The 18866-nt window shown below is 67.5% G+C and carries 17 protein-coding genes; 7 read left to right on the top strand and 10 right to left on the bottom strand.

Annotation, left to right across the window (positions count from 1 at the left end; all coding sequences use genetic code 11):
- Window positions 1-6: 6 nt before the first annotated feature.
- The gene (locus tag OV287_RS27885) at window positions 7-1293 is read right to left on the bottom strand and encodes an ELWxxDGT repeat protein (protein ID WP_267537091.1); all 1287 of its coding nucleotides are present in this window, start codon (window positions 1291-1293) and stop codon (window positions 7-9) included.
- 436 nt (window positions 1294-1729) lie between these two features.
- On the opposite strand from OV287_RS27885, the gene OV287_RS27880 reads away from it, so the two are divergent.
- Window positions 1730-2314: a hypothetical protein gene (locus OV287_RS27880; protein WP_267537090.1), complete on the top strand. Its 585-nt coding sequence runs from the start codon at window positions 1730-1732 to the stop codon at window positions 2312-2314.
- 35 nt (window positions 2315-2349) lie between these two features.
- On the opposite strand, the gene OV287_RS27875 is transcribed toward OV287_RS27880, so the two are convergent.
- Window positions 2350-4314, bottom strand: coding sequence for a TIM44-like domain-containing protein (locus tag OV287_RS27875; RefSeq protein ID WP_267537089.1), 1965 nt, complete (start codon window positions 4312-4314; stop codon window positions 2350-2352).
- Between the two features lie 102 nt (window positions 4315-4416).
- Between OV287_RS27875 and OV287_RS27870 the strand changes: the two genes are divergently transcribed.
- Together OV287_RS27870 and OV287_RS27865 are read left to right on the top strand one after the other, a co-directional pair.
- Window positions 4417-5193, top strand: coding sequence for an enoyl-CoA hydratase-related protein (locus tag OV287_RS27870; protein WP_267537088.1), 777 nt, complete (start codon window positions 4417-4419; stop codon window positions 5191-5193).
- Window positions 5194-5538: 345 nt separating this feature from the next.
- On the top strand, window positions 5539-5844 hold the full coding sequence (locus OV287_RS27865) for a hypothetical protein (RefSeq protein ID WP_267537087.1): 306 nt from the start codon (window positions 5539-5541) through the stop codon (window positions 5842-5844).
- A gap of 71 nt (window positions 5845-5915) precedes the next feature.
- On the opposite strand, the gene OV287_RS27860 is transcribed toward OV287_RS27865, so the two are convergent.
- A complete protein-coding gene (locus OV287_RS27860) occupies window positions 5916-7061 on the bottom strand; it encodes a ribosomal protein L7/L12 (protein ID WP_267537086.1) in 1146 nt (381 codons plus the stop codon).
- A gap of 896 nt (window positions 7062-7957) precedes the next feature.
- Between OV287_RS27860 and OV287_RS27855 the strand changes: the two genes are divergently transcribed.
- The gene (locus tag OV287_RS27855; protein WP_267537085.1) at window positions 7958-10342 is read left to right on the top strand and encodes an N-acetylmuramoyl-L-alanine amidase; all 2385 of its coding nucleotides are present in this window, start codon (window positions 7958-7960) and stop codon (window positions 10340-10342) included.
- A gap of 18 nt (window positions 10343-10360) precedes the next feature.
- Here OV287_RS27855 and OV287_RS27850 read toward each other — a convergent pair whose 3' ends face one another.
- From OV287_RS27850 to OV287_RS27830, 5 genes are all read right to left on the bottom strand, one after another.
- Window positions 10361-11002 (bottom strand): SRPBCC family protein, encoded by a 642-nt coding sequence (locus tag OV287_RS27850; protein WP_267537084.1) that lies wholly within the window; start codon window positions 11000-11002, stop codon window positions 10361-10363.
- 44 nt (window positions 11003-11046) lie between these two features.
- Window positions 11047-12447, bottom strand: a complete 1401-nt coding sequence (locus OV287_RS27845) for an amidase (protein WP_267537083.1) — start codon at window positions 12445-12447, stop codon at window positions 11047-11049.
- A complete protein-coding gene (locus OV287_RS27840) occupies window positions 12447-13265 on the bottom strand; it encodes an SRPBCC domain-containing protein (protein ID WP_267537082.1) in 819 nt (272 codons plus the stop codon). The genes OV287_RS27845 and OV287_RS27840 overlap by 1 nt, the downstream gene beginning before the upstream one ends.
- Complete coding sequence (locus tag OV287_RS27835) at window positions 13262-13618, bottom strand: ArsR/SmtB family transcription factor (RefSeq protein ID WP_267537081.1); 357 nt, start codon at window positions 13616-13618, stop codon at window positions 13262-13264. The genes OV287_RS27840 and OV287_RS27835 overlap by 4 nt, the downstream gene beginning before the upstream one ends.
- 123 nt (window positions 13619-13741) lie before the next feature.
- On the bottom strand, window positions 13742-14239 hold the full coding sequence (locus OV287_RS27830) for a DoxX family membrane protein (RefSeq protein WP_267537080.1): 498 nt from the start codon (window positions 14237-14239) through the stop codon (window positions 13742-13744).
- A 120-nt stretch (window positions 14240-14359) separates the two neighbouring features.
- On the opposite strand from OV287_RS27830, the gene OV287_RS27825 reads away from it, so the two are divergent.
- From OV287_RS27825 to OV287_RS27815, 3 genes are all read left to right on the top strand, one after another.
- Entirely contained in the window at window positions 14360-15307 is a 948-nt protein-coding gene (locus tag OV287_RS27825) for a LysR family transcriptional regulator (protein ID WP_267537079.1), read from the top strand.
- 133 nt (window positions 15308-15440) lie between these two features.
- Window positions 15441-16142 carry a TetR/AcrR family transcriptional regulator gene (locus tag OV287_RS27820; RefSeq protein ID WP_267537078.1) on the top strand — a complete coding sequence of 234 codons (702 nt, stop codon included), beginning with the start codon at window positions 15441-15443 and terminating at the stop codon, window positions 16140-16142.
- 27 nt (window positions 16143-16169) lie between these two features.
- On the top strand, window positions 16170-16994 hold the full coding sequence (locus OV287_RS27815) for an oxidoreductase (RefSeq protein WP_267537077.1): 825 nt from the start codon (window positions 16170-16172) through the stop codon (window positions 16992-16994).
- 15 nt (window positions 16995-17009) lie between these two features.
- Here OV287_RS27815 and OV287_RS27810 read toward each other — a convergent pair whose 3' ends face one another.
- Both OV287_RS27810 and OV287_RS27805 read right to left on the bottom strand, forming a co-directional pair.
- A complete protein-coding gene (locus OV287_RS27810) occupies window positions 17010-17834 on the bottom strand; it encodes a class I SAM-dependent methyltransferase (RefSeq protein WP_267537076.1) in 825 nt (274 codons plus the stop codon).
- A 96-nt stretch (window positions 17835-17930) separates the two neighbouring features.
- On the bottom strand, window positions 17931-18857 hold the full coding sequence (locus tag OV287_RS27805; protein ID WP_267537075.1) for a DUF2381 family protein: 927 nt from the start codon (window positions 18855-18857) through the stop codon (window positions 17931-17933).
- Between the last annotated feature and the right edge of the window lie 9 nt (window positions 18858-18866).

Below are 18866 nucleotides of genomic sequence, written 5' to 3'. Positions count from 1 at the left end.
AACAGCCTACCGGCGGCAGTCGTTGTGCTCCTTGGGCGTGGCCCACAGCTCCTCGCCCCTGCGGCCGTCATCGGCGGCGAAGAAGATGTCCTCGTCGGAGCGGATGAAGCCACGAGGCGAGGACGACGCCATTCCGGGCGCGATGTCCATCAGGAGCTCCGGAGTCCCGCCGCGGTGCAGCTTCCAGGGCTCCCGGCCATGCACTCCGTCATCCGCGGCGAAGAACAGCTTGCTGTTGTGCACGTTGAGCAGATCCGTCGGCGAGGAGCTGGCGGGACCCGGGTTGAGGTCCGCGAACAGCCGCGTGCCGCCCTCGGTGCCGTCGCTGATCCACAGCTCGCGTCCGGCCACGCCATCATCCGCGCTGAAGTAGATCCGGTTGCTCAACACCGTGAGGAACAGCAGCACGTCGTCTTCCCCGGAGTCGGGCAGGACGTCCTTGACGAGCCGCGTGCCCGCTTCGGTGCCATCGGTCACCCAGAGCGCCGAGCCCACCTGGAAGTACACCTTGCCCTCGAGGGCCACCAGATCGCGGACGCCGCTGGCGCCGACGCTGCGGGTAGAGAAGAGATCCCGGAACGTCCCCGGCCTTCCCGTGGTCACGGCAATGGTCGGATCTCCCTCGTCCGTGTAGTAGATGAACAGCCGGTGCCCCACCACGAGCGTCTTCCGGACGCTGGATTCGTCTCCCAGGTCCGCCAGCTCGACCACGCGCCTCCAGTCCTCGAGTTTCACCAGCTTGACCGTCAGATCGGCTTCGTCGAACACCTCGAAGACGAGGTCTCCATCCAGCTCGACGAAGTCGCTGGGACCGCTGCTCTCGGGGCCGGGGTTGTAGTCGAGCAGGAGCCGGGTCCCACGAGACGTCCCATCGCTGACCCACAGCTCGCTGCCGTGCTCCTCGTCGAACCCCTCGAAGACGAGCTTGCCCCGGTACTCGAACAGGTTCCGCGGGAAGACGTCAGCGAACTCGCTCTCGAAGGTGGCCAGGCGCACCGTGCCACGCTCCGTGCCGTCGCTCTTCCACAGCTCGGAGCCCACGGCGAAGAAGACCTTGCCATTCACCTCGGTGAGCTCGCGGATGGACGAGCCCGCAGCGCCGGGCGTGATGTCCTTGACCAGCCGCGTCCCTCCTCGCGTGCCGTCACTCTTCCACAGCTCCACGCCGTGCTCGCCATCGTCGGCCGTGAAGAAGAGCTTCCCGTTCACGTCCGTGAGGTTCGCGATGCTCGAGGGCTCCAGGCCCTCGTTGATGTCCTCGACGAGCCTCGCGCGTGGGCAGGAGCTTCGCATCTCGGCTTCGCTGGATGCTGTCTCGGGCGCGGGTGGTTGCGAATCCGGATCCGTGCCTCCGCAGTGCGTGAGGCCCAGTGCCAACACGAGTGGTACGAGTCTTCGAGACCAGACTGCCAACATGATTTTCCCCCTCCTGATACGCCGGGGCGCATGGCCCACGGTGTCTCCAAGTTGGGGCGTGCTGGGCCGCTACGGCATCCTCTGCCGGGGCGCGAACAGTTCGGCGCGGAAAGCACACTGGGCGGCCCTCGAAGTCAGTCTGGAGCAGGGCGGGTGTGGACAGTGCGACAAGCCCACCCCCCGCCCATGCTCACCGACCTGACTGGCGGGGGCCCGGCTGCCAGGCCTGGACCTGGGGGAGTCACAAAGGTTCGCAGTGCATTCCATTCCAAGGAAGGGGAGCACTCTCCCCCCAGATGGAGGCCTGCACGCCATGATGGATTCGCACATCGATCAACGCATCAAGCGGACCTGGGACTTCTTTGTCGCCAATGCGGGGGGACTGCTGCTCGGAAGTCTGGTGGCGATTGTCGGGTGGATGGTCATCATCCCCGGGCCCTGGTTCACGCTCAACCTGCTCCAGGAAGTGCTCGAGTGTGCTCGCACCGGACGCCCTGTCCGCTGGCAGGCCACCTTCGATCGGCAGGGCAACTTCCTGAAGAGCTGGGGGCTCACCCTGGCCATGGGCATTCCCATCGCCATTGGCTTCCTGCTCTTCATCATTCCGGGCGTGCTCCTCTCTCTCTACTGGTTCCACGCCCCCATGCTCGCGGCCGATGGCCGCAAGACGCTCGACGCGATCTCCGAGAGCGGCCGCATCTTCCAGCGCAGGAAGGACTGGGCGGCCTACTTCCTCAACTGGCTCGTCCTGCTGGTGCTCTCCTCGGTGGCCAGTGTCACGAGCGGCATCGCCTTCATCGTTACGCTGCCGCTCACCCTGGCGTATCTCGTCTACTGCTACACCGACGAGACCAGCCAGGTGCCGCTTACCCTGCCACGGCGCGAAGTCGTGGTGTGAGCCGCTCCAGGTGAATGAGCGTTCAGGGGCCTGAGCTACCGGTCGCGCAGCAGCTCCGGTAGCTTGTCGGTGAGATCCAGGTGGCCGGCGGCGAACTCCAGCATCCGCCGCTCCTTGCGATCGATGCGCCCATCCACCAGCGCCATCTCCACCAGGTTGCGCAGGAAGACCTCGGCCTCGGGGGTGCGGCGCTGGACGAGCCGCGTGAAGAGCTGGGGCCCTGTATTGAGGGCCATCTCCACGTTGCTCCAGGGCACGCTCCAGCGGCGCGCGCACAGCTCGAGCAGCTTGCGCTCGGCGCGATCCACGGTCCCATCCGAGGCGGCCAGCGCGGCCATCATGTACAGCAACCGCTGGCGCTCCTGGGGATCCGTGATGACGTCATCCACCGGCCCTCGAGCGAACGCCGCCTCGTCCACCGCGGGGGGGCGTACCCCGTTCCTCTGGCGGGGGGCACGGGCGGAGGCCTCGAAGTGCCGCTGCTCGCGGGCATCCCAGGACTCGAAGGGATCCGCCGAGGCCAGCACCCAGTCCTGCTCGCCACTGCCAAGCGCCGCACCGCAGTAGTCGCACGTGGTGGCGGCCGACTCGGTGAGCGGCGCGTTGCACTGGGGGCACCGGTTGGTGGACATGCCATTGTCCGTGTTGGTCTGAGCGCCATGCTTGCGCAGCAGCGTGAAGACCCAGCGCTGCGGCACCGTGGGCAGGGCAGGGGGGCGCTCGTTCGCTGGGCCGATCCCCAGGCGAGCACTCCACCGCACCTCGATGTGCGCCCGGTCGAAGCCGTCCGGGTTCAGCTCGATGCCGCGGGTGATGACGCCACCCACCGCGCACTCCAGGAACACCTTCCGCCGGCCCTCCTGCCTCAGGCCGTCGAGCTCCTCGTCGAGCCGACCGATGGCCTGGGGCGCGGCCACCTTGTGCAGTGTCTTCGTGGTGCCGCGGCTCTGCGCGTCGATCCACTTCCAGAACAGCAGCGAGGCGCGGTCCTCGAGGATCTCCAGGTTGAGGGCCGGATCGGCCTCGCGGGCCTCGCGCAGGTTGTCCACCAGGGCGTAGTGGCGCACGTGCTCGATGCCCTGGGTGATCTCCGAGAGCGTCCAGTCGTAGTTGCCCGAGTTGACGATGGCGTTGCAGTACTCGCAGCGGTTGGTGGCACCGCCCTTGTACGGGGCGCCGCAGTGGGGGCACTTGCCCTGGAAGAGATCCTCGCCGATGCGCGTCTGGACGCCGGGCTTGCGGACGAACGACCAGACCTCGGTGAAGGCCTCCAGCGGGGCGCGCTTCGCGGCGGCAACGGCCTCGGCCTGGGAGGCGGAGGCGGCGACCTCCGAGTCCCGCATCCGGGCGCGCACGCGCACGTGCACGGTGTCGAACCACTCGCTCTGGTCCAGCCCGATGAGCTGCACGTCCAGCACCTGGATGTCGGTGATGGCGTCGCGCACCCCCTGGTCCTTCATGAGCTGGAGCTGGACCTCGAAGCGCTGGTACGTGGCATCCGAGAGGAAGGGCCGCACGGGGGACATGTCCCGGTCGAACCAGGCGTCCTGCAGCGCCAGGAAGAGCTGCTTCGTCCGGTCGAGCAACGGCTGGAGCTCGAACTGGGGATCCTTCAGGCGCAGGGCGTTGACCCAGCCCTGGACGTCGCGCGTGGAGACGGTGGTGCGTTGCTCGGCCTCGCGCTGCTCGAAGGCGCGCTGGGTGGCGCCGGTGGGGTGAAGGTTGCGCTGGTAGAAGTACCAGGCGGCCACCCCCATCCCGATCAGCGGCAGCATGATGTGGGGATAGCGGAAGGTGAGCCGGAGGAGCCAGTAGATGAGCTCGATCGGGACGCTACCGTCCCCACCACCTCCGCCGGAATCGCGGTCGCGGGAGGACTTGTAGTTCTCGCCACCGCCGCCGCGGGCGAGGGCCTCGAAAGAGACAAGCAGAGCGAGCCCGAGGCCCGGGAGGAGCCAGGGAGCCCAACGAGCGAGGGAGCGGTTCAACGCAGTGCGCATCGTCAGAAAGACTAACCGTTTCCGCCTTGTCAGGCCCGTCGAGTCGCCGCAGGCTGGGGGATTGATTGGTGGCCCGGTGTAGGGCCCGGTAAGGGAGGGTACATGGCGGAGTTCAAGGTCGACGCACGAGGACCCATCGAGATCTGGACCATTGACGGCGAGGGACGGCGCAACGCCATCAGCCGGGCGATGCTCAAGGAGTTCGAGGAGATGGTGACGCGTGTGTCCCGCGGGCACGACACGCGGGCGGTGGTCATCACCGGGGCGGGGGACAAGGCGTTCTGTGCGGGGGCGGACCTGAAGGAGCGCAGCACGATGAGCGAGCCGGAGGTGCGCGCCTTCCTGGACGGGCTGCGGCGCACCCTGCGTTCGCTGGAGAAGAGCGACTGCGTGTTCATCGCGGCGATCAACGGGGCGGCGTTCGGCGGAGGCACGGAGCTGGCGCTCTCGTGCGACCTGCGGGTGGCGGCTCCGGCGGCCGAGCTGGGGCTGACCGAGGTGAAGCTGGGAATTATTCCCGGGGGTGGTGGGACGCAGCGGCTGGCGCGGCTGGTGGGGCCGGGGAGGGCGAAGGATCTGATCCTCACCGGGCGGCGCCTCAACGCGGCGGAGGCCTTCAGCATCGGGCTGGTGAACCGGCTGGCGCCGGAGGGGCACCTGCTGGACACGGCGTACTCCATGGCGGAGAGCATCGTGGAGAACGCCCCCATCGCGGTGGCGACGGCCAAGCACGCCATCGACGAGGGCCTGTCGCTGGAGCTGGACGAGGCCCTCGCGCTGGAGCTGCGCCACTACGAGAAGGTGCTCGCCACCGAGGATCGGCTGGAGGGCCTCAAGGCCTTCGCCGAGAAGCGCAAGCCCGCCTACAAGGGCCGCTGAAATCGCGGATGGGTTTCAGAGCGCCGTGGCTGAAAGCTCTCGGCCACGGCGTTGTCCCAGCGGTTGCACCAGGGCGACCCATACATTCAGGCGCCAAGAATTCCTATCACCGGGTGAGAACACGGGGCTCCTGCGACATCCTCTCCAGAGCGGTTTGCGGAAAACCCATACTGCGGGAAACCCCTATGCGGGAAACCCATACAGGCGTTGCACGTCTGTGACAAATCAGAAGCAATCCAAACAGCTCAGCCAGAATATTTCGAATTAAAGTATTGGCTTGTGAACGTTTGCGATCTGAATAGTCTGTCCGTGCTGTCTGGTAATTCACATTTGCAAGGAAAGACCGTGACCAAGCTGCTGAAGATGCTGTCTGGCGCCGCGCTGTTTGCCGTCCTGTCCATCGCCCCTGGCGCCTCTGCGGCGCCGCTGCCGTGTGAGGAGGTCTGCTCGTGCGCGGAGGCCTGCAGCATCCTGTGCTCCAACGGCAGCACGACGTCCAACTGTGGCAAGTATGGCATCTGCGTGGACAAGTGCCGGGCTGCCCCGCAGGTGACCACGAATACGCAGGAGGCCGATGACGCCTCGAAGCAGGTGTGTAGCGAGAAGCAGGTGGAGGCCGCCGAGCAGACGGCCAAGTCGGTCAAGAGCTGAAATGAAGCACCTCCACCCGGCGTGCGCCCTTGGCCGCGCCGGGTGGTCTTGAGCCCACGTGGGCCGCGCCGTTACGAGCCAACCACCACCCGTACTTCCGGCACGCGTTGCTCCGCCAGCTCCCGGAGGTACGCCGCCACCTGCTGCAGCTCCGGTTGCGGTGGCTCCCAGGTGAGGAGCTCCCGGGCCTCGTCGAAGCGTTCCAGCTCACGCAGGGCCTCGGCCTTCATCCATCGCTCCAGCGGCTCCTGGGGATCGAGTAGCTCCTGGAGCGCGCGCAGGTTCTCCCAGGCCGCTGGCTCGCGCTCGGCGAAGGGCTTCCACGTAGCTCCGGGCTCGCGATAGGGATCATTGCTCGCCCACCACGCCATCGAGCGCAGCTCGCGCTCCTCATCCCTGTCCTGGGTCACCCCCTGCGCGAGGGCTGCGAGCAGGTCCGCCTCGGGCAACTCCTCCATGCCGGGCAGTTCCAGCCACTCCGGGGGAAGCTCCTCTCCGGGCAGCGGCGCTGGCTTCGGAGACGGAGGAAGCGGGTAGCGCTCCAGCACCGCGCCCGCGGCCCGGTACCTCTTGATGAGCTCGTCGAGCTGGTGAAAGCCCAGCCCGCCGCGGGGGTGGAGCTCCAGGGGCAGGCGCTCCAGGAGTTGCTTCACCTCGCTCAAGCTCACGCCGAAGTGCTCGCGCAGCAAGGCCATGATTTCGAGGCGCCGGGGTCCTACCGCCACCAGGTAATGGTTCGACACTCGGGGCGGCTCGGGGGGCGCCCACACGGGCCGGACGCGCGCGGTGGCCCCGGCCTTCTGGAACTCCTCGATGAGCTTCCCGGCGTCGCTCCGGGTGACATCCGAAGCCAGCTCCAGGGGAACGCGTTCGAGCAAGGCCTTCGCCTCGTGCAGCTCCACGCCGAGCACGCGGCGCAGGGTGGCCATGACCTCGATGCGCCGGGGCCCTACGTCCGTGAGGAGCACGTCCCGAACCGGCACGGGCTGGAAGTGGAAGGGAGCGATGGTTCCCAGGGGCTCGCCCCGGGAGAGCCAGAAGTACTGGCTGCACCCGCGGCACCGCACCACGAGGGGACGGGAGGGGAGCATGGGGGCCTCGCGCTTCCCGTCCGACCACCAGCGCGCGCCCGAGGTGTTGCCGGACATGAGCGAGCCCCGGCGATGGGGCTCGCCGCACGAGGGACAGCCGATGATGTAGTCGGGACCGGGGATCATCGATCAGGGACGGGGGGCCGTGAGCCCCCTGACGCCTTCCGCGAGAGCCGAGGAAGTCCCTCCAGCTCAATGTTGCGAAGGATGACGTAGGCGGTGGCGGCGTGGAAGGAGAAGTTGAGCACACGAAAGTGGGCACGGAGGACTGGCTCGTGAAGTCCACATCGCTGCTACGGTGCGCGCCGCAGGCCCAACCCAGGAGACACGCCATGTTGAAGCGTTTCGCTGTGCTCGCGATCCTTGCTCTCTCCGCATGTGCTACTGAGCCGGAGGCTGGCGATGATTGCAGTCCGGAGGGGAATGCCACGTGTGACAGCACCAGTTCCGCCCTCTTCTGCGAGGGCGGCACCCTGCGTGCGATCCCCTGCCGAGGGAGCGGCGGGTGCGTCGAGGGCGACGATCGGCTCACCTGTGACACTTCGCGCGCTCAGGCAGGGGACGCATGTGCCTCAGTCAACGCAAACCTGTTCCAGTGCGATGTGAGCAACCCGGACCGCGCCCTGAGGTGCACCTCGGGTGTGTGGACAGCCCAGGACTGTAACGACTGTGCGGTGCAAAGTGGCCAGGTGGTCTGTTTCCAGTAGTCCGCAATAAGAGACGGGGTGGGGAGCCGCAGCACCTGGCCGCAGCTCGATTCCCCCCCCGTGGAGGTGCTTCAGCCGGTGGCGCCGCTCACCCAGCCGCGCGACTCGCCTGGCCTTACGTCCCAGTCGTGTGCCGGCGGCGAGTCGCGGCCCACGCGGAGAGGCGCAGGAGGGCGGCCCGGGGTTCACGGTCACGGAGAAGCCACACGTCGAGGTGTTGCCCCGAGCGTCCGTGGCCGTGACGGTGACTCGAAATCTTGAGTTACTTTTATTGCATGAATTGCTCTATATCCCCATCCAAGAGAGGAGCACTTCATGAAGACGCGCATTCGGCAGGCGATGTACGGGTTGGGTGGGTTGTCGGTCTTGTTGGTTGCAGCGCCAGCGCTCGCGCAGGTGGATCCGCAGCGCAACCTCGAGCGCATCGTCGCGGAGAGGTCCGCGTTCCCTTCCGGCACGCGGGTGCTGAGCGTGCAGCTGCAAGACGAGCGTGCGGTGGTGGAGCTCAGCCCCGACGCTGTCGCGCAGGGGCTCGGTGACGAACAGGCTGACGAGATGACGCGTGAGCTGGTCGCGGGCCTGGACTTCTTCTCCGAGATTCGCGAGGTCGAGATCCTCGTCGACGGCAAGCCGCTCTGGACGTACCTGCCAGCCTCCTCGGAGCCCCCCGCCGCCCAGGCGCGCAGCCTCGCCGCCGCGCAGCCGCCCGTGGACGCACTCTCGCTGGAGCTCCAGGGCAAGAAGATCGCCTTGCACCCGAGCCACGGGAGCTACTGGAACAACACCACCCGGCGCTGGGTGCGTGCGCAGCGCACGCTCACTGGCCCGAACGCCAAGACGGGGATTCCCGCTGGCTGGACGGGCAGCACCTATACCCCGAGCGACGAGTACTTCTGGAACCGTGGCTTCCAGTGGGGCTCCATCTACGAGGACGACATCACCGTCCACGTGATGCGCTTCATGAAGGAGTACCTGGAGTCGTCCGGCGCGCAGGTGTTCCTCACGCGCGAGCTCTCCGACGACGCGGGCCTCTACGACCACGATCATTTCGGCTACCCGAACACGGCCTTCCCCCTGCCGAAGAAGCAGGTCGCCGCGAAGTACTACCTCGAGGAGAACGGGGTCCCGCGCTGGGTCTGGGATGAGCCGAGCCTGAGCGCCCAGAGCGACAAGGACATCCGGGCGCGTCCGTACTACGCGAACTATGTCGGGGCGGACCTCTCCATCAGCCTCCACACCAACGCCTTCGGAGAGGGCGCGGCACGGGGCACGGAGACCTACTGGTACACGGCGAAGTACCCGCACCTGCAGGAGAGCTCGAAGCGCTTCGCCGCCGCGCTGAACGACGGGGCGGTGAAGTCCATTCGCGAGTACTTCGACGACAGCTACGGCCGCCAGGCCTACGTGAACCCGTACCCGGCGCTGGGCGTCCCCGAATGGCCCTATTACGCGCCCTATCCCAGCCCCTTCGACTACGGCGGCTATTCGCGGTGGAACGACCGCGGGGTGAAGACCTCCAACCTCGGTGAGATTCGCGAGGCGCAGATGCCGGCGGCGCTCATCGAGCTGGCCTTCCACGACAGCTGGAAGTGGTACCCGGACAACCTCTTCCTCCAGGATCCCATCTTCCAGGCGACGTCGGCCTGGGGCATGTACGAGGGCGTCTGCCGCTACTTCGGCATTACCCCCAAGCCGCGCCTTGCCTCGAAGCTCGTGGCGGGCAAGGTGCCGACCCTTGTTGGACCGAACCAGGTGCTCAACGCGTCGGTGACGTTCCAGAACGAGGGCATGACGTGGAACTGGGGCCACCGCCAGGTGAACGGCGTCTACGCGCCCTACACCGTGTGGCAGCTGCGCGTCCTGGAGGGACAGACGGAGCTCTCCGCACCCGAGAGTATCTCCATCGACGAGGCGGACATCCTGCACCCGGGGGACACCAAGACGTTCGACGTTCCGCTCGTGTCACCCTCGGCGAGCGGCCTGTACCCCCTCCGGCTGACGATGACGAAGGCGGATGCGCGCGGTGGGGACTTCGGAGAGGAGTTCTCGGCGCTGGTGCGGGTGGATGCGGATGCTCCGGCGATCTCAGTCCTGTCGCCCCAGCCAGAGGTCTACCCCTACGGCACGCAGCGCATCGAGTTCAGCGCCGAGGACGTGTGGAGCGGCGTTGCGGAGCTGACGGCCACGCTCGACGGCGCGCCGGTCTCCTCCGGTGAGGAGGTCTCCGGGTTGATGCCCGGGGAGCACACCCTGGTCGTCTCCGCCAAGGACGGACTGGGCAACGCCACCACCTTCACGCGCACCTTCACGGTGGTGAACTCCCCCGGGATGGTGATGGGCGGTGGCTGGGCGAAGCTCGCGCGGAAGAAGGCCACCTTCGGCGTGGGAGTGATGATGATACCGGGGACCTTCCAGCCGGTGGGTCACTTCACCTTCCAGGACCACGACCTCGGGCTGACGCTGCACAGCGCGCAGCTGCAGGCCTTCGGCCTGTCGGGGAACACCGCCACGCTCTCCGGCACGTGCACCGTGAACCACGAGCCCGGACACAGGTTCCGGCTCGAGCTGACCGAGGGCAGCACCGGGAAGGGCGGAGCCATCCGGCTCGTGCTCGACACCGGCTACCGCCTCGATGCGCCGCTGGAGGGCGGCAACGTCACCCTGCTCTCACTGGAGGGGGCGTACTCGGCGGCGCGGTAGGTCACGCCTCTCGCGGGCCTACTTCGCCGGCGCCCGGTCCGCGGCCAGCTTGAGTGCGCGTTTCTCCACCCCGCGCACCGTGGCCTCCACGGCGTCCTTCTGGCCCACACCCGCCAGGAAACCCGGGATGGAGCCGCCCGGCTCCACGATGAAGCGGTAGACGAAGTGCACCCCGCCCTCGGCGCGCGGGGTGAAGTACCAGCTTCCCTGGTTGTGACGCAGCCGCACCACGCCCGCGCGCTCCGGCAACTCACTGGAGGCCGGCGTCCACTTCTGATGGAACGCCACCTGCTTGCCGTCCGCGCCCAGCACCGGCTCGTCCAGCACCCGGAGCACGTAGTCGCGATCCGAGATGATGGGGAAGTCCAGCCGCGTGTACGTCAGCCGCGTGCCATCCTCGCCCCGCGACAGCAGCCGCGACTCCGTCACGTACGGCATGAAGTGCCGGAAGCTGTCGTGATCCGTCAGCGCCGCCTGGACATCCTGGAGGCTCACCGGAAGCACCCCCTCGGCCCATACCTCCCGCCCTCCCGTCACGGCCGTGTAGGGCCGGGCCTTGATGGCGATGTCCCCATTGGACACCTGCTCCCAGTCCTCGGCCCCAGCGCCACCCGCCGCCAACGCGCACACCAGTACCGCCACACGCGCCACGCTCCGCATGGTCCCCTCCTTTTGGAAGGGACCACTATACAGGGGCCGTTGGATCAGAAGAGGGCAGGAATCGAGTAGGGGCTCCAACGATCCTTCCACGGGCGCGCCTCTTCGAGCTGGTACGCGAGACCCAAGAGCAGCGCGTCGGCGCCGGGGGCCGCGGCGAAGTGGGTGCCGATGGGCAGACCTTTCTCCGGGAAGTGGAGGGGCACGGACATTCCCGGGCACCCCGCGATGTTGTGGATCGGCGTGTAGCCGACGGCGCGCCCCGTACGGCGGATCAATTCTTCTCGTCCGAGAACCGGAGAGAGGTGCCCGATGCGCCACGGTTCGGTGGCGAGCGTCGGCGTGAGCACCACGTCGTACCCTCGGGTCGCCTCGTGGTAGGCGTGCACCGCCTGCGCGAAGACGGCGCGCGCGTACGGCAGCGCATCGGGACCGCGCGCGAGGAAGGTCTCGATCAGCGCCCAGGTGAACGGCTCGAGCTCGTCGCTTTGCACGGGCACGTCGCGCGTCTGATCCATCATCTCGACGACGCCCGCGATGGCCGCACCCGTGACGAGAAAGAACGCGTCGCTCAGCGCGGGACCATCGAAGGGGGGCGGCACAATCGGCTCGACCTGGTGACCCAGCTCGGTGAGCAACGCCACCGCCTCATCGTAGGCACGGCGCACCGGGGGTTCCGGCTCCGCGCCCAGCATCGTCCGCGTCCAGGTCGCGATGCGCAGCTTGCGAGCGATCGGCTCGCGCACGAAACCGACGGGCGTACCACTCGAACGATCCTCGGTGATCGACAGGAACAGCGCGCTGTCTCGCACCGAGCGGCTGATGCAGTGGTCGCTCGTCATGTCCCCGAAGTCCGAGCTGGCGAAGCTCGCCGGCACCGTGCGGCCACGGCTCGGCTTGAAGCCGAAGAGACCGCATGCCGACGCGGGGTTGCGGATGGACCCGCCGCCATCATTGGCGTGCGCGAGCGGGACGAGCCCCGCGGCGACCGCAACCGCGCTGCCTCCGGATGAGCCCGTGGGCGAGCTGGCGAGGTCCCACGGGTTGTGCGTCGCGCCCTCGAGCAGCGTCTCGGTGCTGCCGAGCAGCCCGAACTCCGACATCGCGCTCTTGCCGACGCACACGAGCCCCGACTCCTCGAGCCTCCTGCCGTACGGCGTCTGCTGCTGGGCGATGTTGGCCGCGAACAGCCGCGAGCCGAGCGACCAACGCAGACCTGGCCACGGCGTGGCGTCCTTCACCAGGAAGGGCACCCCGGAGAATGGCCCCGGGCTCGCCGGACGAGGCTGCTCACGAGCGATCGTAACGACCGCACGCAGCAGCGGGTTCAACGCATCGATGCGCGCCAGGCACGCGTCGAGCAGCTCATCCGCCGAGACCTCACCCCGAGCACACAGCTCCGCCTGCGCCATGCCATCGAGGCGGGCCAGAGACGCCAACTCCTTCATCACGCGCTCGCCCGCTCGAGCCGCTTGCCCTTGTAAGCGTGAATCGTCCGCGTGCCCGCGGTGAACCGTCCCGAGGTGCGCGCGCCCATGGGGATGACGAACTCCCGCCCGGCGCCGAGGTGGATGTCCATGCCATTGATGGTCACCACGTAGCTGCCTTCCAGGACCACGAGGTACTCGTCGGAGTCCCGCCACTGTTCGCCGGTGGTCGCGTCGCTCTTCGCGTGGAAGAGGGTGAGCTGGGTCCCATCGGCGCCGTCGAACGCGTAGGCCTCGACGCCGGGGATGTTCAGCGAGGTGGCCGCGACACGGTTCGCCGGGCCCGTCATGAAGGCGGGGAAGGCGCCCAGGCCGAAGCGCGCGGCGTACTCCGCGTTGAGCGTGGAGAAGCGCTCCTTGTCGAATCCGGCGGCGGGATTCCCGTCGATCGAGGCCTCCAGGTTGTCGAGGCAGATGTGCCAGCCCGTGGCGTCGCGGGCGACGTTCGCACGGTCACCCGGGATGTTGGTGAAGACCAGCAGGCAGCCCGTGCCCTCGGGCCTCAACTCCCACCGCAGCAGGTCTCCCTCCCACGTGTACTCGAGGACGCGCGGCGGATCGAACACGGAGATCTTCCCGGTGGTGGGGTCGCCTTCCGCGAAGAAGAAGCGCAGCTCGGCGCCGGCCTGGCGGTTGCCCTCGATGCGCGCGGGGAACCAGTGGGCCAGCTCCTTGTTGTCCGTGAGTGCGCGCCAGACCTTCTCGGGCGGATGGTTGAGGCGCCGCTCGAACCGGAGCTCTACCTTGTTGCCTTTCGTCGTCAGCGTTCCGTGCTTCATTGTTTCCTCCTCGGGGCCGGGCTCCGGCGAGTGGGGGCGGGCGCGTCATCCGCCATGGTGTCCAGGTGGCGCTCCAGCGCGTCGAGCCGTCGGGACCACAGCTCGCGGTACGGCGCGAGCCACGAGTCCAGCTCCACGAGAGGCTCCGGACGCAGGCGGTACAGCCGCCGCTGGGCGTCCTGCTCCACGTCGACCAGTCGCGCATCCTTGAGCACGCGCAGGTGCTTGGACACGGTGGGCTGGGTCAGCCCGAGCCGGTCCACCAGCTCCCCCACGGGACGGCGTCCCTCACGGAGGAGATCCAGGATCCGGCGGCGGTTCGGCTCCGCCACGACTTCGAACGCGCTCAGCATGACCTTTATATGCTTTTCGAGGCATATGCCTGTCAAGGCATATAAAGCCGCTGTGTGGGGTACCGGGGATGGAGGTGGGCAGGGGACCGCACGCAGCGCGGCGTGACCCCGAGGTCGTGTGCTTCACGAGACCGAAGCCGGGCGCTGCGCGGAGTCCGAGACAGGGTGGCTCCGGTTCTTGGCCCACCAGGCATCGACAGAGAGGCGGTTGAAGTGAGCCGTGGCCATGAGCGCGGAGTAGAGGGCCGCGTAGATCATCTGAAGCCCCACCGTCTCCCAATCGCTTCGCAGGGTGGTGCCGAAGATGAGGGCCACCATGAGGAGGCCCCCGGCGAAGAGCGCGGTGCGCGTCAGCAGCCCGAGGGTGAGCAGCACGCCGAGGACGGTCTCGATGAAGGGCAGCAGGAGCGCGAAGAGGCGCACCAGCGGAGAGGGAATCCAGGTGTTGGCGAAGAGCTGCACGAGTGCGTCGGCGAAGGCTCCGGGGTTGCCGATCCGGACCAGGCCATGTCCGAGGATGTTGATGCCGAGGGCGAGCCGCAGCAGGAAGTGACCCGCAGTCGCGTGGGTGAGGCCGAGGAAGGGGAGCGATACTTCTTCTGGAGGTGTTGAGGTCTTCATGGCGTCTTTCCGGTGTGGTGCAGAGGAGTCCTCCGCACCGGGGCTCCAGAGCGGAGCCCTCACGCCTCTACTTGCGCTTTGTCCGGGTGGTTGAGAACGTGGCCCTGAGGAACGACGCTTGTGCCTGAACGGAAAAAGCAAGGTCCGGTGCTGCTCGAGGGGCTGATGCCCTTGGTCGCGTTCGTGCGAGCCGTCGATGACAAGGGGTTCTCGGCGGCGGCGCGGCGGTTGGGGCTGACCCCTTCCGCGGTGAGCAAACAGGTGGCCCAGTTGGAGGCACAGCTCGGAACTCGGCTGCTCCGGAGGACGACTCACCACCTGAGCCTCACGGAGGCGGGCAGCATCTTCTACCAGCGCTGCCAGCGGGTGCTCGGGGAGCTGGAGGATGCCCGGCTCGCGATGGCGGCCCTGGATGAGCGCCCGAGGGGAACCCTGCGCATCTCCGTACCCGCGGTGCTCGGCGAGGTCCATGTCGGGACCGCGGCGGCGGCGTTCCAGGAGGCCTTCCCCGAGGTGCAGGTGGAGCTCGAGGCGAGCGATCGGGTGGTGGACCTCGTGGAGGAGGGCTTCGACGCGGCGGTGCGGATCGCCGGCACCTTGAAGGACAGCACGCTGGTGGCTCGGCGCCTCGCGGCCGAGGAGCGTGTCCTGTGCGCGAGCCCCTTCTATCTCCAGCGTGCGGGCAGGCCTCTCACTCCAGAGGAGCTGGCCGACCACGAGTGCCTCCTCTTCAAGCCCGGCCGCGTGGTGAGGGAGTGGCAGTTCCAAGGGCCCGAGGGCACTCGGAGCGTGAAGGTCCAGGGCCGCTTCATCGCCAACAACAATCTCGTCTTGCGGCAGGCGGCCCTCCTGGGACGGGGGATCGCCAACCTCCCGCGCTACCTGGTGCTGGAGGAGCTGCGCTCGGGTGCTCTGGTGTCGCTCCTCACCGAGCATCCGGTGACCCATCGCCACATCTATTTGGTCTACCCGCACCGGCAACTCACGCCTCTCAAGGTGCGGGCCTTTGCGGACTTCCTCGCTCGCTACTTCCAGCGCATCTTGGGTCAGGCCGAGCTGCGGCCGTGAGAGCGCTCGGTCTTCCTGAGAGTCGCTGAGCTGGGGAGTACCCGGTGCGCATTGACCGCAACAGCGCTGGGCGTTAGCTTGTGACCGTGTGACCAATTTTCAAATCTGGTCACGGAGTCAGGAGAGGTAACGCTTGCCGGATCGCTCCCCACCGCCCGCGCTTCGTGCCGATCAGATCCTGGATGCCGCGGCGACCCTCCTCGTGCGTCACGGCTACCGGAAGGTGACGGTCGATGACATCTCGCGCGAGGCGGGCATCGGCAAAGGCACGGTGTACCTGCACTGGCGGAGCAAGCAGGAACTCTTCGAGGCCCTCTTCCTACGCGAGGCGATCGCCTACGTGGAGGGGCTGCTCGACCAGCTTCGCCGCGATCCACGCGCGGTGTTGCCTCACCGTCTGCTGTCGGAGTCGTTCCTGATCGTGAGCGCCCGGCCGGTGCTGCGGTCCCTCGTCACCGGAGACCTGGCGCCCCTGCGGAGCGGCTTGCAGGCGAGTCCGCTGCGCAGCGCCGATCTGCTCGCGACCGAGCGGTTCTTCGCGCTGCTGACGGAGCACGGGCTGCTGAGGCGCGACGTGCCGAACCTGACGTACGTCCTGAAGGCGGTGCACTCCGGCTTCTACCTGCTCCAGTCGCTGGATCCGACTGACGCGGGCCTGGACGTGCACGCGAAAGCCGAGGCGCTCGCGCATGTCATCAGGACTGCCTGCGAGCCAGCGACGACACCGAATTCGAAGGCCCTGGCCACCGCAGCCGCGGAGCTGATCACCGTCTTCGAGAAGCTCATCCCGCCGTACCGCGCGTGGATCTACGGCGAGCAGCCTGAGCGCCGCTGAGCCACGCGAGAGCAAGAGGAGCTGCACATGGCTGAAAGAAAGGTCTGTCTCGTCACGGGTGCCTCGTCTGGAATCGGCCTGGCCGCTGCGCTGGAGTTGGTGCGTGCCGGCCATATCGTGTACGGCGCTGCGCGACGCGTGGAGCGGATGGACAGTCTCCGTGCGGCTGGCGGTCACCCGATTGCGATGGACGTCTCGCGCGATGCGGACGTGGAGCGCGTGGTGCGCACCATTCTCGACGCGCAGGGACGGATCGACGTCCTCGTGAACAACGCGGGGGTTGGGCTGCACGGCTCCATCGAGGACACGCCGCTCGACAAGGCGCGCCACCTGTTCGAGGTCAACCTCTTCGGCCTGGCCCGGTTGGTCCAGCTCGTCCTGCCGTCGATGCGCACGCTGGGGTCGGGCACCATCATCAATGTCTCGTCGATCGGCGGAGAGATCGCGCTCCCGCTGGGCGCCTGGTACTACGCGTCGAAGCACGCGCTGGAGGCGTTCTCCGACTCGCTCCGCCAGGAGGTTGGGCGGTTCGGCGTCCGCGTGGTGCTGATCCAGCCAGGCATCATCAAGACGGAGTTCGAGAAGGGCACCGCCCAGGAGCTGCGCGACGTCTCCGGACACGGCGCCTACGCGATCATGGCGGAGGCGATGGCGAAGCGAGCCGACCAGGCCTTCAGCGGCGAGAGCAAGGCGTCGGAGCCGTTGGTGGTCGCGGAGGCGATCCGGGAGGCCATCGACTCGCCGTCGCCGAAGGTCCGCTACGTCGTGGGCTACCTCGGCAAGATGCTGCTGACGCTCAACCGCGTCCTCTCGGATCGGGCATGGGACCGGATGGTGACGAGACGGCTCTGAGAGCCCCGAGCTCCGTCAAAACTCGTAGCGCAGGTGACGGATCAGGTTCCGATAGAACGGCAGCCGGCCCATGACCCCCTGCATCACCCCGGAGAACCAGTTCTTGGACAGCCGGCGGACCAGGTCGGGCATCGTCAGGAACTCGACGCTCTCGACGAGGCGAAGCTTCGGAACCTGCTTCTCGAGATCGTGCGGATCACCGACTCCCCAGACGAGCGAGACCTTCATGCCGCGCGCTGACGTGAGGCGGGAGATCAAGCGGATCATCGTTCGGCTGTAGCCGTCGAACGCGAGCTGCCCGCTCGGGAACTGCTCGGTGATCCGCCGGAGCAACGCCGTCCCGTCCTTCTCGTGCAGGTACATCATCAGGCCCTCGGCGATGACGAGCACCGGCGTATCTCCAGGGATCGCATCGAGCCAGGAGAGCTCGGTCACCGAGGTGGCAATCCGGCGATAGCCCTCGCGCTCCGGATAGAGCTGCTCGCGCAGGGCGATGACGTCTGGAAAGTCGACGTCGAACCAGCGGACCGTTGGCCCCGGGTTGATTCGGTACACGCGGGTGTCGAGGCCGCAGCCGAGGTGCAGGACCGTCGACTCGGGGTTCGCGGCGAGGAACGCCCGCGTCCACTGGTCGAAGTGCAGGGCCCGCATCGGCAGGGTGATCTCGCCCCCGCCCTCCATTTTCAACTCCGTGAAGTCGTAGTCGATGCGCGCGACGGCGTCCGCGGCGAAGTGGTCGCCGAGGATCGGATTCTCGACCGCGGCGTCCATCGCCTTGCCGTACAGCGTGGCGAGGTACGTCTCCTTGTCCTTGGTCAGACGAACCTTCTTCGCTTCCATTGTCGCCTCCATGTCGCGGAGATGGAGCGGACTCTATTCGAGAGAAGGCCCAACTCCCCAACTTCGGAGGGAGGGGCCTTCGTCTGCAGCCGCGCTCTACGGGAACGTCACCTTGGGAATGGAGATGGTGCGCCCGCTCTCATCCCACAGGCGCACCGTGACGTCCCCTCGTGGCATGCCGGGGCCAGCTTCGGCCTCCACGAAAACCCGCCGAGACCCTGCCGGTGCAATGGCCTCCTCCTGCCAGAGCGTCACGCCCTCCAGCCGCTCTCCCGTGGCGGTTTCAATGGATGCCCCTGTCGCCAACCAGGAGTCGGTGCCGGCGTTCATCAGCAAGAACTCCACCGCAACCGTCTTCTCGGAACGGTAGCTGACGCCTCTCGTCATGAGGAGGGCGCCGACTCCTGGCTGCTGTCCCATCGGAACCGCGAGTGGCGTGGCTTTGACTCCATCCTCTCCCAGCGCTCCGCTCGCATACAACCCCTGGAGTCTGCCCGCCCGCTCAAGTCGGGTACGCAACTGCTGGTATTCCTCGCGGATTCGCTCGTTCTCTTCGTGGAGCTGCTGATTCTTCGCGCGCTCTTGGGCGAGCTCGTGCTGAATGGACTCTCGGGAGCGCTTGTCGCGGTACACCTCCACCTGATGCGTCGCCCGTCCCGAGTGCGCCACCAGGGAGAAGGTGACACTCTGCTCGAAAGAGCCTTCTCCCCAGCGCGCCGTGAGACGGAGATGCTCCCCAGGCACCATGTCCGGAGGCGGCACGAAGCTGATGCCGCTCCTGCCGCGCATCACCTCCGCAAAGCGCACCTCATCCTGGAGTTCTACGACGGCAGGCGCGTCGAAGGTGAAGCCCGACAGGAGCCCCGGGCTGACGCAGACCTCCGGCACCGCAACCGTGGGCGCCAGTGACAGCTCGACGCGCTGGTTGTCCGCACAGACGGTAGGGGAGGGTGCTGGCGTCGCCAGGGGGCTTCCTTGAAGATGCACCAGGACGATCAGGGAGAGTGGGTGGGGTGGGAGCATCGGACGTTG

The sequence above is a fragment of the Archangium lansingense genome, assembly GCF_026626635.1.
In the GTDB taxonomy this organism is placed as follows: Bacteria; Myxococcota; Myxococcia; order Myxococcales; family Myxococcaceae; genus Archangium; species Archangium lansingense.
The sequence above is the reverse complement of the archived record's forward strand: the minus strand, read 5'-3'. Positions and strand labels throughout refer to the sequence as shown.

Coding starts and splice junctions, on each gene's coding strand:
- OV287_RS27885 (WP_267537091.1), bottom strand. CDS start 1,293: ATGCGAAGCTCCTGCCCACGCGCGAGGCTCGTCGAGGACATCAACGAG.
- OV287_RS27880 (WP_267537090.1), top strand. CDS start 1,730: ATGATGGATTCGCACATCGATCAACGCATCAAGCGGACCTGGGACTTC.
- OV287_RS27875 (WP_267537089.1), bottom strand. CDS start 4,314: ATGCGCACTGCGTTGAACCGCTCCCTCGCTCGTTGGGCTCCCTGGCTC.
- OV287_RS27870 (WP_267537088.1), top strand. CDS start 4,417: ATGGCGGAGTTCAAGGTCGACGCACGAGGACCCATCGAGATCTGGACC.
- OV287_RS27860 (WP_267537086.1), bottom strand. CDS start 7,061: ATGATCCCCGGTCCCGACTACATCATCGGCTGTCCCTCGTGCGGCGAG.
- OV287_RS27855 (WP_267537085.1), top strand. CDS start 7,958: ATGAAGACGCGCATTCGGCAGGCGATGTACGGGTTGGGTGGGTTGTCG.
- OV287_RS27850 (WP_267537084.1), bottom strand. CDS start 11,002: ATGCGGAGCGTGGCGCGTGTGGCGGTACTGGTGTGCGCGTTGGCGGCG.
- OV287_RS27845 (WP_267537083.1), bottom strand. CDS start 12,447: ATGAAGGAGTTGGCGTCTCTGGCCCGCCTCGATGGCATGGCGCAGGCG.
- OV287_RS27840 (WP_267537082.1), bottom strand. CDS start 13,265: ATGAAGCACGGAACGCTGACGACGAAAGGCAACAAGGTAGAGCTCCGG.
- OV287_RS27835 (WP_267537081.1), bottom strand. CDS start 13,618: ATGCTGAGCGCGTTCGAAGTCGTGGCGGAGCCGAACCGCCGCCGGATC.
- OV287_RS27830 (WP_267537080.1), bottom strand. CDS start 14,239: ATGAAGACCTCAACACCTCCAGAAGAAGTATCGCTCCCCTTCCTCGGC.
- OV287_RS27815 (WP_267537077.1), top strand. CDS start 16,170: ATGGCTGAAAGAAAGGTCTGTCTCGTCACGGGTGCCTCGTCTGGAATC.
- OV287_RS27810 (WP_267537076.1), bottom strand. CDS start 17,834: ATGGAAGCGAAGAAGGTTCGTCTGACCAAGGACAAGGAGACGTACCTC.
- OV287_RS27805 (WP_267537075.1), bottom strand. CDS start 18,857: ATGCTCCCACCCCACCCACTCTCCCTGATCGTCCTGGTGCATCTTCAA.